This is a genomic window from Halomonas sp. AOP22-C1-8, from assembly GCF_052378905.1.
Taxonomy (GTDB): Bacteria; Pseudomonadota; Gammaproteobacteria; order Pseudomonadales; family Halomonadaceae; genus Vreelandella; species Vreelandella citrativorans.
In genome coordinates, this window is the sequence record NZ_JBQSYD010000030.1 from 37,444 (window position 1) to 54,070 (window position 16,627).

General features: G+C 52.4%; 13 protein-coding genes. 6 read left to right on the top strand and 7 right to left on the bottom strand.

All coding sequences use genetic code 11. The features are described 5' to 3' along the window. Window positions 1-54: 54 nt before the first annotated feature. From ACT3TY_RS14870 to ACT3TY_RS14900, 7 genes are all read right to left on the bottom strand, one after another. Complete coding sequence (locus ACT3TY_RS14870) at window positions 55-1,125, bottom strand: asparaginase (protein WP_193054668.1); 1,071 nt, start codon at window positions 1,123-1,125, stop codon at window positions 55-57. 66 nt (window positions 1,126-1,191) lie between these two features. Further along, the gene (locus ACT3TY_RS14875) at window positions 1,192-2,391 is read right to left on the bottom strand and encodes an MFS transporter (protein ID WP_172118462.1); all 1,200 of its coding nucleotides are present in this window, start codon (window positions 2,389-2,391) and stop codon (window positions 1,192-1,194) included. 8 nt (window positions 2,392-2,399) lie between these two features. Further along, a complete protein-coding gene (locus ACT3TY_RS14880; protein ID WP_193054669.1) occupies window positions 2,400-2,903 on the bottom strand; it encodes a hypothetical protein in 504 nt (167 codons plus the stop codon). Between the two features lie 78 nt (window positions 2,904-2,981). Further along, the gene (locus tag ACT3TY_RS14885) at window positions 2,982-4,235 is read right to left on the bottom strand and encodes a DEAD/DEAH box helicase (protein WP_441679155.1); all 1,254 of its coding nucleotides are present in this window, start codon (window positions 4,233-4,235) and stop codon (window positions 2,982-2,984) included. A gap of 322 nt (window positions 4,236-4,557) precedes the next feature. Further along, a complete protein-coding gene (locus ACT3TY_RS14890; protein WP_441679156.1) occupies window positions 4,558-5,148 on the bottom strand; it encodes a PqiC family protein in 591 nt (196 codons plus the stop codon). A 13-nt stretch (window positions 5,149-5,161) separates the two neighbouring features. Continuing rightward, window positions 5,162-6,835, bottom strand: coding sequence for an intermembrane transport protein PqiB (gene pqiB, locus ACT3TY_RS14895; protein WP_193054672.1), 1,674 nt, complete (start codon window positions 6,833-6,835; stop codon window positions 5,162-5,164). Continuing rightward, a complete protein-coding gene (locus tag ACT3TY_RS14900) occupies window positions 6,835-8,139 on the bottom strand; it encodes a paraquat-inducible protein A (RefSeq protein ID WP_287077581.1) in 1,305 nt (434 codons plus the stop codon). The genes pqiB and ACT3TY_RS14900 overlap by 1 nt, the downstream gene beginning before the upstream one ends. Before the next feature lie 222 nt (window positions 8,140-8,361). On the opposite strand from ACT3TY_RS14900, the gene ACT3TY_RS14905 reads away from it, so the two are divergent. The 6 genes from ACT3TY_RS14905 to ACT3TY_RS14930 all read left to right on the top strand — a co-directional run bounded on the left by ACT3TY_RS14905 (window position 8,362) and on the right by ACT3TY_RS14930 (window position 16,382). Then, a complete protein-coding gene (locus tag ACT3TY_RS14905) occupies window positions 8,362-9,336 on the top strand; it encodes a calcium/sodium antiporter (protein WP_172118466.1) in 975 nt (324 codons plus the stop codon). Window positions 9,337-9,537: 201 nt separating this feature from the next. After that, complete coding sequence (locus ACT3TY_RS14910) at window positions 9,538-10,953, top strand: cytochrome ubiquinol oxidase subunit I (protein ID WP_441679159.1); 1,416 nt, start codon at window positions 9,538-9,540, stop codon at window positions 10,951-10,953. Window positions 10,954-10,955: 2 nt separating this feature from the next. Continuing rightward, the gene (cydB, locus tag ACT3TY_RS14915) at window positions 10,956-11,957 is read left to right on the top strand and encodes a cytochrome d ubiquinol oxidase subunit II (RefSeq protein WP_193054674.1); all 1,002 of its coding nucleotides are present in this window, start codon (window positions 10,956-10,958) and stop codon (window positions 11,955-11,957) included. Between the two features lie 15 nt (window positions 11,958-11,972). Continuing rightward, on the top strand, window positions 11,973-13,637 hold the full coding sequence (cydD, locus tag ACT3TY_RS14920) for a thiol reductant ABC exporter subunit CydD (RefSeq protein WP_441679160.1): 1,665 nt from the start codon (window positions 11,973-11,975) through the stop codon (window positions 13,635-13,637). Beyond that, on the top strand, window positions 13,627-15,354 hold the full coding sequence (cydC, locus tag ACT3TY_RS14925) for a thiol reductant ABC exporter subunit CydC (RefSeq protein ID WP_193054676.1): 1,728 nt from the start codon (window positions 13,627-13,629) through the stop codon (window positions 15,352-15,354). Before cydD ends, cydC begins: the two co-directional genes overlap by 11 nt. Before the next feature lie 29 nt (window positions 15,355-15,383). Continuing rightward, window positions 15,384-16,382 carry an adenosine deaminase gene (locus tag ACT3TY_RS14930; RefSeq protein ID WP_193054677.1) on the top strand — a complete coding sequence of 333 codons (999 nt, stop codon included), beginning with the start codon at window positions 15,384-15,386 and terminating at the stop codon, window positions 16,380-16,382. Window positions 16,383-16,627: the final 245 nt, after the last annotated feature.

Below are 16,627 nucleotides of genomic sequence, written 5' to 3' on the forward strand. Positions count from 1 at the left end.
CAACTGGTTAGCATTGATTAAACATAGCGTAAATTACGGATATCACCACGCTTATTAGCGTTCGCCGACTAATGAAGCGAGAAAGCGTTGCCGCTGTGTCTCTACATCAAGCGGTTGAGCTAAAAGATGGACCAGTTTGGTAAAGGTGGCTTCTGGTGTCATGGCATCGCCTGAGAGCACGCCTGCATCTGTTAACCCCTCGCCCGCAGCGTATGCTCCCATATGAACGCTGCCTTCAGGGCAAAGGCTTATCGCCGCTAGCAATTTCCCCTCACCGGCCGCGCTAGCCAGTACATTCAATAGGGCTGGATCGTTAGGCAGATTGCCCGCTCCCCACAACTGGATAACAGCGCCTTTAACGCGTGAATCTCCAAGCCAGGCTTCCAGTTGCCAAGCGGCCAAACCGGGCCAGAGCGCGATACGAACCACTTCGCCTTTATCCAACCCTTGGTAGCTGGGGAGTTCAAAGCGTGGCGCGCCACGCTGTTGAGAGGCAAGCCCACGGCTTGGGTAGTAAACAAAGTCATTGCCTACTCGCTCACCAAGTAGCGGGTAACCTGGAGAGGTGAAGGCTGTTAGTGCGTCACTGTGCAGCTTTATAGCTCGTACGCCACGCAATAACCGGTTTGCAAAATAAATAGCGACTTCCTGAAGCTCGGCGTTTGCCGCAAACCGCAGCGCGCCATGAATATTATCAAGAGCATCACTGTTGGGTGCTTCCAGGGGGCGCATTGCGCCGGTTACAACGACGGGGCGCTCTAGGCCTTGCAATTGATAGGCAAGGCTAGCGGCCGTCCAGCTAAGCGTATCGGTACCATGAATCACGACAAAACCCCGGTAATCCGTTAACCGGGTGGCGATGTCACTGGCTAACTGCTGCCACTGAAGTGGGGTCGCCGCGCTGGAATCAATCAGCGTGGTATAACTAATAACATCATAAGCAGGAAGCGATTGCTGTTGGGCAATGGGGAGCTTGCCAAGCGCGGTCGCCATGCGTTGGGCAAAGTTCGCGCCGGGAGTCAGCCCATTGGCACTTTGCTGCATGCCGATGGTGCCGCCCGTATAAATAACCAAAATGCGTTCGTGGGTGGGAGCCGTTGCGGTTAAAGGTGAGAAGCTACTCATCACGGATTTCCTGGCGTAAATATTTGAAGGCCAAGCACTAAAACTCCTGTTTGATTCCAGTGCAGGTTAGTAACGGTGAACCAGAAGCGTGCCGCTTTGATCGTCCAGCTGGCGCGTGCGGCCAGCCAACAGGGCGAATCCACAGCAAACACCTACCAACGAGATCAAAAGCCAGGCAATTTGGTCTGCATGAACGCCGGATTGGAGCAGCAAGCCGACACTAAAAGGCCCAATAGCGGCAATGGTATATCCTCCGCCTTGTACCAGGCCGGAAAGTTGTCCTGCAAGGCGTGATGTCGCTGTTCTTAATACCAGCAGGCTGAGGGCCAGGCTAAAACTGCCGCCTTGGCCAAGGCCTAACAAGATGGCGCCAGGCCATTTCCAGGCTAAGGGCGCTATAAGTAGCAGCCAAAGCCCTAGGGCCGTACTAAACAGTACAAGCAAGAGCGCCGGGCGCTGGTCTGACCCCATGCGGGCAAGCCAGGGTGCCCCCAAGGCTGAAACGAGTTGACACATGATCGAAATAGCCATTGTCCAACCCGCGCTGGCCTCATCATAGCCACGATCGACAAGCAGCGTTGGCAGCCATCCAAAAACGATATATGCCATGGATGATTGAATGCCCATGAACAGCATTACTTGCCACGTGAGCGGTTTGCGTAACAGTTTAAGAAGTCCCGAAGATGGCGGCTGAGGCATACCATGAGAGGAAGTCGAGGGCATTTGGCATTGCCAGAGAATCAGAGCAAATAGCGCCAGTAACGACCAGCTCATCAAACTTGCCTGCCAACTGCCCAGCCACACTGTCAGCGGCACGCTAAATCCCGCTCCCAACGCGCCTCCCAAGCAGAGTGCCATCGTGTAGAGGCCCGTCAAAAGATCAGCACTTTCGGGTAGCTCGCGTTTCACCAGTGCGGGCAGTAGAGTGCCGCTAATGCCTATGGCGGCGCCCGCCATTGCGGAGCCTATAAACAGGACGCCGGGCAACGGTAAACCGCGCAGAATCAAACCTGCAGCCAACAGTAGTAGCGCAGCACTAAGCGCCCGCTCGCTACCTAGCCGTTTTGCTAAAAGCGGCGCAATAGGAGCAGCCAGGCCTAAAAACAGCACGGGGAGTGTTGTCAGTACGCCCGCTGCCGCGGGTGAGAGCCCGGCAGCTTCCTGAAGACGCGTCAGCAAGGGGGCCACTGAGGAAAGGGCAGGGCGTAAATTTAGCCCCACCACAACCATCAGTAAAATAAAGGTAACGGAACGTCGAGACAACATTGTGCGGCCTACTTGAGGTAAGGGCGTAAATCGCCGCGGACTGCATCCAGTAGCGTGATGAAGTGATAATCCTGTGGTGTTTCAATGGAGTCCACACGGACACTAGTGCGCATACCTTGATTGATATCCAGCTTATCGAAAATCTCAAGTGTCACTTTCTGAGCAGGTTTGTCACCTGGCGCCAGAATGCCATCTTCAAGGGTAAAGGTTTCGATTAACGTGGCGCGCACGCGGGTGCTGTTGTCTTCGCTGAGTACACGGCGAATAAACAGCCAGCCTTCGCAAGGTAGCGCTACATTATCGTCACGCTCGCGTAGGAACAGCGTCCGGTAGCAAGCGCCTTCGTTAGCGGCTTTCTCCGCCATGCTGCGGTAGGCTTGTATGACCTGCTTTGAAGAGGCGCGTGCATCTTCCAGGCGTTGCACGATTCCCTGGTGTTCACGACTAAGCTGTTCTTGGCGTTGAAAACTGAGCCACTGCCGATATTCATTAATAAGTTGAGAAGATGACATGATCGCTCCCTGATAATGTAGTAGCCAACGTAGTGGAATATGCGAGGGCATAACCTTCGCATATTCCTTGTTAGCAGGCTAGCGGCGTGCGCGCCGACGGCGCTCGCCGTTGGCATTTCCATTATCGCTAGTTGGTTTGCGTCGTGCTTGAGGTTGGCGCTGGCGACGACCATTCTCAATGGGCTCTGGTTTGATCGTGGGATCTGGCTCAAACCCGGGCTCTATATGTTTGGGTAGGTTTTGCTTGATCAGCCGCTCGATATTGCCCAGCAAACCGTGCTCGTCCACACACACCAGTGATACTGCTTCACCATTGCTACCCGCTCGGCCTGTCCGGCCAATGCGGTGGACATAGTCTTCCGCCACATTGGGCAGGTCGAAGTTAACCACGTGGGGAAGCTCGCTAATATCCAGCCCACGTGCGGCGATATCCGTCGCGACTAATACTTGCAAGTCACCACTTTTAAAAGCCCCCAGCGCACGGGTACGAGCGCCCTGACTTTTGTTGCCATGAATAGCCATGGCAGGAATATTCTGTTTTGAAAGCTGTTCGGCAAGCCGGTTGGCGCCATGTTTGGTACGGGTGAAAACCAGCACCTGGAACCAGCCGTGGCGCTGAATCAAATGCGCCAACAGCTCGCGCTTTTTTTCGCGGTCTACGCGATAAACCGCTTGGAGAATTTTCTCGGCGGTTGTGTTGCGTGGAGCCACTTCAATAAGGGCGGGGTTATTGAGCAACTGCTGCGCCAGCGTCTGAATTTCATTTGAAAACGTGGCGGAAAATAGCAGGTTTTGGCGCTGTTTGGGCACTAGGCGTAGTACACGTTTAATATCGTGAATAAAGCCCATATCCAACATGCGGTCGGCTTCATCAAGCACTAGAATTTCGATGGCTGAAAGGTCAACGTGGCCCTGCTGCTGAAGGTCCAGCAGGCGGCCGGGGGTGGCAATCAGTACGTCCAGACCTGCTTTAAGTGCATCGACCTGGGGCTGTTGGCCTACACCACCAAAAATAGTGTGCGAGCGTAAAGAGAGATGCTTCCCATAGGTGGATACACTTTCACCTACCTGTGCAGCAAGCTCCCGAGTAGGCGTCAATACCAGCGCACGCACCTGACGTTTGCCTGGCCGTTTTCCACCGGAAAGACGCTGTAGCATGGGTAGGGTAAAGCCGGCCGTTTTACCCGTGCCCGTTTGGGCGCTTGCGAGCAAGTCGCGACCTTCTAATACGACAGGAATAGCCTTTAATTGGATCGGAGTAGGCTGGGTGTAGCCTTGCGCCGTAACGGCGTGTAATAAATCTTCTTGCAGACCAAGTTCAGAAAAGCTCATGCGTTCTCCGCAGCCACCTAACAAGGCAACAGCTGCTTAAAAGCGTTGTTGCTAGGCGTAATTTTTCAAAAGACGAGAATGGTTATCCTCGCGACAGCAAAGCTTGCCAAGCCGCGATGATCGTTGATTAGCCACGTATGACCATAACGAAAAAAAGTGGTCAGTATGGAAGAGACGGGCATTTGACTGTGGGTGTTACGCTATCGCAACACTCAAAATATACCCGTCAGTGTAACATGAAGATTACCTCAGACGGGCATACTTGTGGTGATTGGTTGGCGGGCTCTCAAGCGCTTTGGTTATTTCATCCCGCTTAAACCGGCTAATGGAAATAGCTACCCTGACGTATTTGATCGGCAATTTGTCTCGCAACATCCTCCCAGCTAGCGCTTAGGGCACGTACCAGGGCGGGGTAGCCGTCCTCATCCAGTATTGTTTGCGCAGAAAAACTCTTCATGGCCAACAATTCATCACTTGGGCTGCGTAGCTGCCACTGCCCGGCCACCACCGCTAAACCATCGTAGCGGCCTTGAAATTGATCAACATCAAGCCGCAGGGTGAGCGCTTCAGGTTGGCTGCTGTCATCACGGACTACGCGAATAAGCGGTAGCTCTTGCGACAACTGTGTCCGTAAGCTGCGTGCAAGCTGTCGGTCAATGCTTTCGGCCCATTGATGCTCTCGCGCCTGGTTAAGCGTAATGTCATCCAGTTGCATGACGATGCCATCGACATCGAGATAGTGAGCAAGGCGTGGCGAGCGCAGCTGTAGCGTGCCTTGGGGGCTACTTGGTATATTGGCCAGCCCGTTACTGGGTAGCATATAACGCGCCGGGGGCGTCACACTGCTTGCGCAAGCAGCCAGCATGAGCGATAGGGACATTAGCAATAAGGATTTTAAAACGAGTATACGCATAATATTCCCCTGTTTAGCGCGGTGCACGCGGTATAGGATCTTGAGTATCCAGATTATCAAACAGCAGCGCCCGCGGATTATCGTTCAGTGTGCGGGTTAGTGGTTGAAGATCGCGCATTAATCGATCCAGGCGCTCGATGGCCGACGTCAGGTCCTGGTAAGCCGGTGAGGAAGGCGACACGCCCTGGAGGGTGCTTTGAAGCTCGTTAAGCGTAGCATTGAGGTTGCCGCCTACTGCACGAGTTTCAGGGTCGCTTAGCAGCTGGTTGAGCGACTCGCTGACACCGCGGACCTCATTAAGCATGCTTTCAGAGGCTTGTAAGCTACTGTCCATGCCCGCCAGTAAGGGCTCCACTTCAAGCGCGTTCAGCTTGTCGAGTAGATCGGTAATTTGGGATTGGATTTGGGAAAAACCACCCGACACCGTGGGGAAAACCGTGCGGCCAGAGAAAGTCGACGCAATGTAGTCCTCGTCGGTGTCTCGCTGAAAGTTCAGATCCACAAATAAAGCGCCGGTTAGCAGGTTACCGTTTTTAAGCGACGCACGAAGGCCAAGTGTAAACATGCGGTTAAAGCGCTCTTCCCACTCTTCCAAATCAATATCCGAATTCTCGATGCCAAGCCGCTGGGGCTCAAGGCGAATGAGTACGGGGATGGCGAAGCTTGCGCGTGAGCTTGGCTGTGGTGATGTAAAGTTCCAGGGGACAGCGGCCACGGTGCCTATACGAACACCTCGAAACTCGACGGGCGCACCGCGTGAAAGGCCGCGAACGGTGTCATCCACTAACAGAACGTATTCCAGGTACTGATTGAAGGTACCCTCGCGAGCATCATCCTCATCCCCGTACAGATTAAAGCGGGCGCCCGCTTCTACAGGGCGTCCCATTGGTAAGTCTTCGGGCACCCCAAACGTGACACCTCCTCCTAACAGGGTTTCAAGTGATTCAACGTTAACCCGAAAGCCATTTGAATCAAGGCGTAGGTCAATGCCGCTCGAGGACCAGAAGCGGGTGCTGTCGGTCACCAGCAGTGCATAGGGCTCTTCGATAAATACCTGGTGATGCATGGTGCGTGATTCGGGGTCGAAACTTGCTTCTTCAACGCGGCCCACCGTATAGCCCTGGTAGGAAACCGGGTCGCCGACACGCAACGAATTGCCGAGTTGACTAATGAGATTGATATTGATGCCGGCCATTCCGGCCGTGGCGACAGGGGGGACGTCGCTTACCGGAAAGTTACGCCGCTGTTCTTCAGAGCTTCCGGGCTCAAGCTGTATATAAGCGCCAGAGAGGACAGTACTCAGGCCGCTAATCCCTTCACGCCCGATACGAGGCTTTACCACCCAAAAGCGGCTATCTTCACGCAACAAGGCTTCAGCCTGAGGCTGAATGCGTGCTGTAATCACAGCACTGCTTAGGTCTTCAGAGAGCTGGACATTTTGCACGAGGCCAATTTCAACGTTGCGGCTGCGGATGGAGGTATTTCCCGCTTCGATACCTTCGGCGTTGTTCATGGTTAATGTGATAAGTGTGCCGCGGCTGGTGTAATTATCGTACACCAGCCATAGCCCAATAATGATAGCCACAAAAGGCACAATCCAGATAGGGGAGATGCGTGATTGCGGCGAAGACCTGGCTTTGTTCATGTCAGGCTCTTGCTTGTTAGCTATGGGGGTGTCGTTACCCATTAATGGCTCCCAGAGTGGCTATTATTTGATGTGGACGCTGCCTTGGTAGGAGCATCCCATATTAAGCGGGGGTCAAACGTCATGGCGGCTAGCATTGTCAATACCACGACCGAGCCAAACGCCAGCGCGGCAGGACCTGGCGTGATCGACATAAGTGAGCCAGCGCGTATCAAGGCAACCAGAATAGCCACTACAAAAACATCGACCATCGACCATCGTCCGATAAACTCGGTAATGCGATAAAGCCGCGTACGGCTGATGGTATTGGGTTGGCTGTTGCCTCGGACGACAATACATAGCCATGAAAGCGCCAGCAGTTTACCGACAGGCACAATAATGCTGGCAACGAAAATAACGGTGGCGACTGGCCATGAGCCCATCTGAATCAGTTCAACGACGCCTCCTATGATGGTCGAAGAACCGCTATGCCCCAGACTCGTCGTGGTCATAATAGGGTAAACATTCGCAGGGATATACATGACAGTCGCTGCGCCTAGCAGTGCCCAGGTGCGTTGTAAGCTATAGGGGAGTCGGGAGTGAAGTTTCTCATGACATCGAATGCAGCGAGATTTATGTCCTGGGGTGAGTGAATTGACAAGCCCACAGGTTGGACAGCCTGTTAGGCGCTGACTAGCGGCGGTTGCTCCTGTTTGGGTGCCCTCTGGCGCCAAGGGTTCTCCTTCGAGGGAAAACCACATCCAATCGGCATCAATGGACTGGATGGTCATTAATAAAAGTACCGCAAAGATGCAAAAACCCCAGAAGGAGATACCCAACTCAATTTGCGCCATACCGGCTATTTTAATCAGGCTTACCAGCGCCCCTATAATAAAGACATCCGCCATCATCCAGGGCGTCAAGTGGGCAAGTGAGCGGGCAATGTCGCGACTATAGGCGAGTGGCTTGCCGTGTAAAAGCCCCAGCTGCAGCCAAATCACGCTAAGCAGATAAAGGGTCGGCAGCACAACGATGGTCATGATGACGATAATGGCCACGACCGGTTGGTGAAAGGCAATTAACGTGGTGGCCGTTTGTGACAGCTCTATGCGATTGCCGACGCCACTAACGCTGAAGCTTACAAACGGAAACGAAATAGCCACGATTAATGCAATTAATGCCGCAATGGCAAGTGCCATACTGCGCTGAGCGGGGTAGCGGTGGCGTTTTACGAGTACATGTGAGCAGCGCGGGCAGCTGGCCTTTTCGCCCGAGCATAAGGGGGGCAGCGCGGATACCCAGTCGCACTCATGGCAGGCGCGTAAACGTCGACGCTGAACGCGAGACTCAGGTGGTTGCCGATCCACTAGAGGCGCATTAACGGAAAGTGGGGAACGCTTTAATAAACGGAAGTGGGGCAAAGGGGACACTCTCACTGCGAATGCGATGTAAACCGAATGAACACCGGGCCTTTTTTATATCAAACCCAAATAGATCCATGCTGGCATAACCCGATGCTTGACCCGACTGAAGGGTTAGTCAAGGATGCAGCCGCGATAGTGCCTAATATTCTGCCATAAGGAAATAAAATGTTGCTTCCACTTGTAGCTGTAGTGATGGGACTGGTGTTGCTCATCTGGAGTGCTGAGAAATTTATTGATGGCGCAGCTGCAACGTCACGTTGGCTCGGTCTTTCGCCTTTATTGATTGGTATGTTGGTCATTGGATTCGGTACCTCAGCCCCTGAGATGATGGTGTCAGTATTGGCAGCCTTGCAGGGGAATCCCGGGCTTGCAGTAGGGAATGCCTATGGTTCCAATATTGCTAATATTGGTTTGGTATTGGGTTTTGTTGCACTCATTGCACCGTTAGCTGTGCACTCCAGCGTCATCCGCAAAGAGATGCCGATTTTAATTCTGGTCACACTGATCACTGGGATTATGCTCTGGGATGGTTGGGTGTCTCGCTGGGAAGCGGCCCTTTTATTGGTAGCCCTCGTCATATTTATCGGCGTAAGCATCTTTCGTTCAAAAAAGCAAAAGGACGATGCGCTGGTTGAGGAAGTCGCTGAGACGCTGGACAGTAACCCCATGTCGCGTGGTAAAGCGATTATGTGGACGTTGGTTGGGTTGGTGTTCTTGGTTGCAAGCTCGCGTATGTTGGTTTGGGGAGCGGTAGAAATTGCGCAACGTTTTGGCGTGAGTGACTTGATTATCGGGCTAACCGTCGTAGCCGTTGGTACCTCACTGCCCGAGCTTGCTTCTTCGATTAGCGCGCTGCGCCGTAAAGAGCACGATATGGTGCTGGGTAACGTTGTTGGTTCTAACTTGTTTAATAGCCTTGCTGTAGTGGGGCTTGCGGGGGTTATTGCACCTATTGATGCTGGGCGGGAAGTGCTGGTGCGTGATTGGAGCATTATGACCTGCATGACCCTGCTAATGGTTCTCTTCGCATTTTCCTGGAAAGGACGTCCGCGTCGAATTAATCGCCTCGAAGGCGCTGTTCTTTTTACGCTTTTTATTGCGTATACCGGATATATGATAAGCGTTGTCGTATTATCTTAATGAATAATTGGCATTATTTGATGTGCGTCAATGCGACACGCTTTGCGAAAGATAGATCGGTGTATAATGAGATGTAAGCCAGTAAAATGGCAATATAAATAAAAACAGGCTAGATGCTTATAATTAAAGGCTGAATCTTTAAGTTTCAGCTAAGCTTGCGTTAACAAAAACTGGGGTATTAATTCAGGTTAGGAGCGTGCAATGGAACTCGATCCCTTAATGCTGTCGCGAATACAATTCGCGTTTGTTATCTGTTTTCACACGATCTTTCCGGTTTTCACCATTGGGTTGGCCTCTTATATTGCGCTTTTACAAGCACTTTTTTTTAAGACGCAAAATCCTGCATGGGACCGTTTAGCACTGTTCTGGACGAAAGTATTTGCTGTGGTTTTTGGCATGGGGGTGGTGTCGGGAATCGTGATGTCGTTTCAGTTCGGTACGAACTGGAGTAATTTCTCTCTGGCGACCTCCAATTTTATAGGTCCCATGCTCAGTTATGAAGTTGTGACAGCCTTCTTCCTTGAAGCTGCCTTCCTTGGCATATTGCTGTTTGGCCGTGGAAAAGTGCCGCAGGGTATCCATTTGATGGCGGCTGCCTTGGTGGCGCTGGGCACCTTTATTTCAGCGTTCTGGATCCTCGCGGCAAACAGTTGGATGCATACACCGGCAGGCGTTGAGTTGATCGACAATCGTTTCCATGTGATCTCCTGGTTTGACGCGATTTTCAATCCCTCCTTCCCTCATCGCTTTGCACACATGGCTGTAGCTTCCTTTATCACCGGCGGGTTTGTCGTGGCAGGCGTTAGCGCCTGGTTTTTGTTGCGTGGAAGAGATCCAGAGGCTAACCGTCGTGCGCTTTCCATGTGCTTATGGTTGCTGCTTTTCCTGACGCCTCTTCAGGCGTTTATAGGCGACTCCCACGGGTTGAATACGCTCAAATATCAGCCAACGAAGGTCGCAGCAATGGAGGGGAACTGGGAAACATCTACCAGCGTGCCATTGCTCTTGTTTGCGCTGCCGGACCAGGAGGCGCAGAGAAACCTTTATGAGATTGGCATTCCTAACGTGGCCAGTCTCATACTTACCCATTCGCTGCATGGTGAAGTTCCAGGGCTTACGGCCGTGCCACCTGAAGACCAGCCTCCTGTTGCCATCGTATTTTGGGCGTTTCGGGTGATGGTTGGCATTGCCTTAATAATGATTGCTGTCTCCTTTGTAGGCTTATTCTTGCGGCGCAATCAACGTATTTATGAGAGTCAGCTGTTTTTGAAAACATTGGTCGGCATGATTTCTTTACCCTTCATTGCGGTTCTGGCTGGCTGGATCGTGACCGAAGTAGGTCGGTCCCCTTGGCTGGTATACAACATCATGTCTCATGCAGAGGGTGTGACACCTTCGCTAACAGGTTGGATGGCGCTGTTTACGCTTATTGGGTATGTGCTGGTATATGCGGTGGTTTTTTATGCCGGTATTTACTATCTAACCCGGGTGGTTCGCAACGGCATGTTGCCTGAGCAAGAACAGGCGTCTGTTAATAGGGATGCTGACCGTCCCAAGCGGCCGCTCTCTGCCGCCCACACCCCTTTTGATGATGACATTGATCCGGTGAGGAGCTAACCATGGAAATGTTTGATCTGTCGATTATTTGGGCTGGCATTATCGGGTTCGGCGTCATCATGTATGTACTGATGGATGGCTTTGATCTTGGCTTGGGGATTCTATTTCCCTTTGCGCCAGATGAAGAGGCTCGTGATGTCATGATGAACTCTGTGGCACCGGTCTGGGACGGTAACGAGACTTGGCTGGTTTTGGGGGGGGCTGGCTTGTTAGCGGCTTTTCCCTTGGTTTACTCGATTTTCTTACCGGCACTCTATATCGGTGTTTTCTTGATGCTGGCAGGGTTGATTTTTCGTGGCATTTCGTTCGAATTCCGCTTTAAGTCGCGCCGTAACCGCCACTGGTGGAATCGCTCCTTTGCCTGGGGTTCGGCGGTCGCTGCGTTCGCTCAAGGCGCTGTGGTTGGTGCATATATTCAGGGTTTTCAAACCGAAGGCTTTGTTTATACCGGGGGCGCCTTTGATTGGTTAACGCCGTTTACGGTGTTAACAGGCTTGGGGCTTATGGCAGGTTATGCGCTTTTGGGCTCAACCTGGCTGATTCTAAAATCGGAAGGCCACGTACAGGATTGGGCGTATAAAATCACGCCTATGCTGCTGGCAATGGTGCTGGTGGTCTTCGCCATTGTTAGTATCTGGACGCCGTTCGTGAACCCGGTTGTTTGGGATCGCTGGTTTGGTCATCTGCACTTGATCTGGATTTTCCCAGCGCTAGCGCTCTTCTTCGCCTTTCTTGTATACCGCTCGGTAAAGCAGCGCCGTGAGAGCTATCCCTTCCTTGCGACTATCGGTATTTATGTATTTACCTATCTGGGCTTGATCGTGAGCCAATGGCCGATGATAGTGCCGCCTAACTACACCTTGTGGGATGCGGCGTCAGCACCTGAGTCACAGCTTTTCTTGTTGATTGGTGTGCTCTTTGTTATCCCCTTTATCCTGATGTATACCGCATGGACGTATTGGGTATTTCGCGGCAAGGTGCGTGTAGGTGAAGGTTATCATTAAGCCAGAGGCTATCAGATGACGGAGCAGTCGCTAACCGCGCGCTCCTGGTTAAAAATGCTGGCAACCTTAGAGCGGCGAAGATTAAATCTCGCCGCTTTTCTTGGCATTTTAGCTGGGGTTCAAACGGTTATTATTGTAGTGGGATTGGCCTGGTTAGTAGAGCAGTTGGTTATTGATCAACAAGCGCCTTATCCGTTTTTAAACGTATTAATAGGGCTGGCGCTGTGCGTGCTTGGGCGCGGAGTATGCCTGTGGGGGCAAGAGGTAATAAGCCTGGAGGCTAGCCTACGTATCCGCCAATACGCCCGACGTCAACTGCTGGATAAATGCTGGACATTGGGTCCTGTGTGGTTGGCTTATCATCAAAGCGGCGCCTTGGCGACGCAGGCGGTAGAAAATATAGAGGCACTGGATGGCTATTTTTCGCGCTTCTATACGCAGCTAAGAATTACTTCTCTCTTACCGCTACTGATTCTATTGGTGGTGCTACGACTGGATTATGTCGTTGCTCTCTTCTTGTTGCTTTCTGCGCCCATTATCCCGCTATTCATGGCACTAGTAGGTATGGGAGCTGAGCGTATAAATCGGGACCAGTTTGCAGCGGTTGCACGGCTCTCTGCCCACTTTCTTGACCGTGTTCGTGGAATGTCGACGCTTCAGCTATTTGGTCGCACGGCGAGTGCTCATCAGGACGTTTGGTGGGCAACAGATGATTACCGTCGTTTAAGCATGCGAACGTTGCGCTTGGCTTTTTTATCGTCTGCAGTGCTCGAGTTTTTCGCGTCGGTCGCCATTGCCGTAGTAGCGATATACGTAGGGTTTGGCTTACTGGGATATATTGAGTACGGGCCTGCACCTTCTTTAACGCTCTTTACGGGCTTAGCCGTATTGCTGCTCGCTCCTGAGTTTTTCCAGCCGTTACGCACCTTGTCACAGCACTACCATGATCGTGCTACTGCTTTAGGTGCCGCAGAAAGCCTGGTAACGGTGCTGAATGAGTCGAGCATACAACGAAGTACGTTTGATGAGCCTGCAACTGATGACGATATTGCAGTGCTTCAAAATGTCAGCGTTGACTATCCGATCCGCGGCCGGGTGTTAGGGCCAATGGATCTGACGATCAAAAAAGGCAGTGTCATTGCGATTAGTGGTCCATCCGGGAGCGGGAAGTCGACACTGTTGGCGTTATTGGCCGGTTTTTTGACGCCATCAAGCGGCACGCTTCAGTTGGCTCAGCCGCGTTACGCGTGGCTGGACCAGCAGCCGGGCCTGTTGCATGGCACCTTGGCGGATAACTTGCGGCTGGCAAACCCTGATGCCGATACTCCCGCAATGCTTTCAGCACTTCACCAGGCTGGTTTGGAGGAGCTTCTAAACCAATTGCCTGATGGTTTGGATACCATGATAGGAGAGCGCGGAATGGGGTTATCGGGTGGTCAGGCCCAGCGGCTGGCGTTGGCGCGCATTTATTTAAGTGATGCTGATTTAATCCTGCTCGATGAGCCTACAGCAAGCCAGGATGCTGAAACCGAAGCCTCTGTGATTAGTGCATTGTTAGCATGGGCTGCACAGGGGCGTACGGTGATTATGGCAACGCATCACCCGGCTGCAATTAAGGCGGCTCAGCTCCACTTTTATATGCAGGACGGCCGTTTAAAGGAGGTGCGTGATGCAACCTAATGCGTCCTCACAAAAAAGTGAGCTGTCCCAAGCGCGCCAGGCATTGTCGCCCTGGGTGGCGTTAATGATGAAGCGTCGAAGGCGGTTCGCGATCGGCGCGCTCCTTATTTGCTTAACGCTTGCTGCGGGGCTTTCACTGCTGGGCCTTTCTGGGTGGTTTATTACCGCATGTGCATTAGCGGGCATCGCTTTTTTGCTTGGCTTACCTGTTCAGTTGGATGTGTACGTACCTGGCGGAGGAATACGCTTCTTTGCGCTATTACGTACTGTCGCCCGCTATATAGAACGTCTCTATAATCACGATACGGTGCTTCGCCTCTTGGCTGATTTACGCTACCGCGTGTTTGGCCAGCTTATGCGATTGGATGAGGCGGCGTTGCAGCGCGAGCGTGTCAGTGACTGGCTGGGACGTTTAACCGCTGATATAGATGCTCTCGACAATCTTTATCTTCGTTTGCTGATGCCACCCCTGGTTAGCTTGGTAGTTATTGTGGGGTTAACCCTCTTTATTGCTATTTGGTTGCCTGCGTTAGCGCTGTGGGTCGGCGTGGTTCTGCTGGTTCTGTGGGCGAGTGTTACCTATGGCATGGCGCGCTTGGGGTATGCGCACAGTCATCGCCAAGTGGCTGACCAGGAAGGGTTACGGCGGTTGGTCGTTGATCAGTTGCAGGCCTCAGCTGAGTTAATTGCCTATCGCAGCGCTGCGTGGCACCGTCAGCAGGTGGAGGCGCACGAAGATGCAGCGCTTGATAATCAACGGCGCCTTGGCCGAAGCGTTGCTATGGGTGATAGCCTCATTAGCGTTATTACCGGGTTGCTGCTGTTAAGCGTTGTATGGCTGGGTGGCGTGCTGGTGGCGAGTGGGGTAATAACCGGGCCTATTCTGGTGATGTTGCTGCTGGTGGTTCTAGGTGTGAATGAGGTTTTTGTACCGCTTCCGGGTGCTTTCGCTCGCTTGGGGGGCAGTGCCGCTGCAGCAGAGCGTTTAAATGCACTTGGGCCCGAGTGCCAGCAGAGTCAACACCAGTCATTTTCCGGGCAACAGCTTGACCTTGGGTTGCAGAAAGTCACGCATTGTTATCCTTCTAGCCTGATGCCAGCGCTTGATAGTGTATCGTTTCATCTGGCAACGGGGGAGTGGGCTATCATTACCGGGCGCTCAGGTGCGGGTAAAAGTACCCTGGCGGCGCTTTTGACGGGGCGGCTTGCTCCTTCTAAAGGTGTGGTTAATGTAGGAGGCTGCGTGCCTACTGCTGTGCCAGAGCAGGAGCGTTCGCAACACATTGCTTTGTTAACCCAGCAGGTAGACCTTTTCGATGCGTCATTGGAAGAAAATCTGCGCTTGGGGAATCCTGATGCTGATGATGAAGCGCTTTGGGATGTGCTGAAAGCAGTAGCGCTCGATGGGTGGGCTCAATCTCTTCCGGGCCAGTTGCAAACACCCGTAGGTGAGCGAGGGCAGCAACTGTCTGGTGGGCAGGCGCGGCGGGTGGCGCTGGCTCGGCTGTTGCTCATGGACCCTTCGGTGGTTATTTTAGACGAGCCTTTTGCGGCGATTGATCATGATACGGCCGTAATAGTAGCTACCACGCTTTCTCGCTGGTTAGTCGGGCGCACCACCATCTTCTTTGTTCACCATGAAGTGGGTAGCTTGCTAACGCGACAGATAACCCATCACTGGCACTTAAGTGCCGGGAAGCTCAACCCAGGTAAGTAATTGCTTGAGTTGGGCGTTAAGGAAAAATGATGCAGGATTTTTTACGTCACCTCCCTAAAGTCGAGCTTCACTTGCATATTGAAGGCTCGCTGGAACCGGAGCTTATGTTTGCTCTGGCAGAGCGAAACAGTATCGAATTACCTTATTCCTCCGTCGAGGAGGCCAAGGCAGCCTATCGGTTTAAAGATCTACAAGGTTTCTTGAATCTCTATTTCCAGGGCATGAGCGTTCTTCGTCATGAACAGGATTTTTATGACTTGGCGATGGATTATTTCAAGCGCGCTAGTAGTGAGGGTGTCGTCCATATCGATATACATTTTGATCCTCAGGCACATCTACAGCGCGGCGTTTCTCTGGACGTGGTCATGTCCGGATTATTGCGTGCCAAGCAAGAGGCAGAGCAGGCTCTGGATTTAAGTGTCGGAATGATTATGGCCTTTTTGCGTGACCGGCCTGCCGAAGAGGCACTTCAGGTGCTGGAGCAGGCAGCACCTTACTGGAGTGAGCTTGACGCCATTGGTCTGGATAGTGCTGAGCGCGACCATCCACCCTCAAAATTCGTTGCCGTATTTACGCGCGCCCAGGAGTTGGGCTTGGCTCGGGTGGCTCATGCAGGAGAGGAAGGGCCGGCCTCTTATATCATTGAGGCATTGGATTTGCTTGATGTGTGCCGCATTGATCACGGTATTCGCTGTCTGGAGAGTGACGAGGCGGTGGAGCGTCTATATCAAAAGCAAACCGTGCTGACCGTATGCCCCTTATCCAACGTAAGCTTAAATGTGGTTGATAGCTTAACCGATCATCCTCTGCCGGCCCTTCTTGATAAAGGGCTTAATGTGACGATTAGCTCGGATGATCCGGCTTACTTTGGTGGTGGTCTATTGGCTAATCACATCGCTTGTGCTCAATCATTCGGCTGGGGTGAAGAGGCTTTCCTGACTCTTAACCGTAATGCCATAAAAGAAGCCTTTACAACGGAATCCAGGCGCCAAGAGCTGCTGGCCCGCCTTGATGTGGTCGAGTATTAGGCTGGCTAGCGTATAAGGGCTATTGACTTAGCTTCTTGTATCAATGCGTTAGTGCTTTAAAGTAATTGCAAAAAGTTGTTGACCCATCAGGAAAAGTGGGTAGAATACGCCCCACATCGAACGGGCAGCGCCCTTCGGTAGCTCTTTAATAATTTGATCAGGTAATTCATGTGGGCGTTTGCCGATGAGGGTGACAAGTCACCTTATATCAAGGTAAGCGCACAAGAAGAATTTTCGAATTCTTT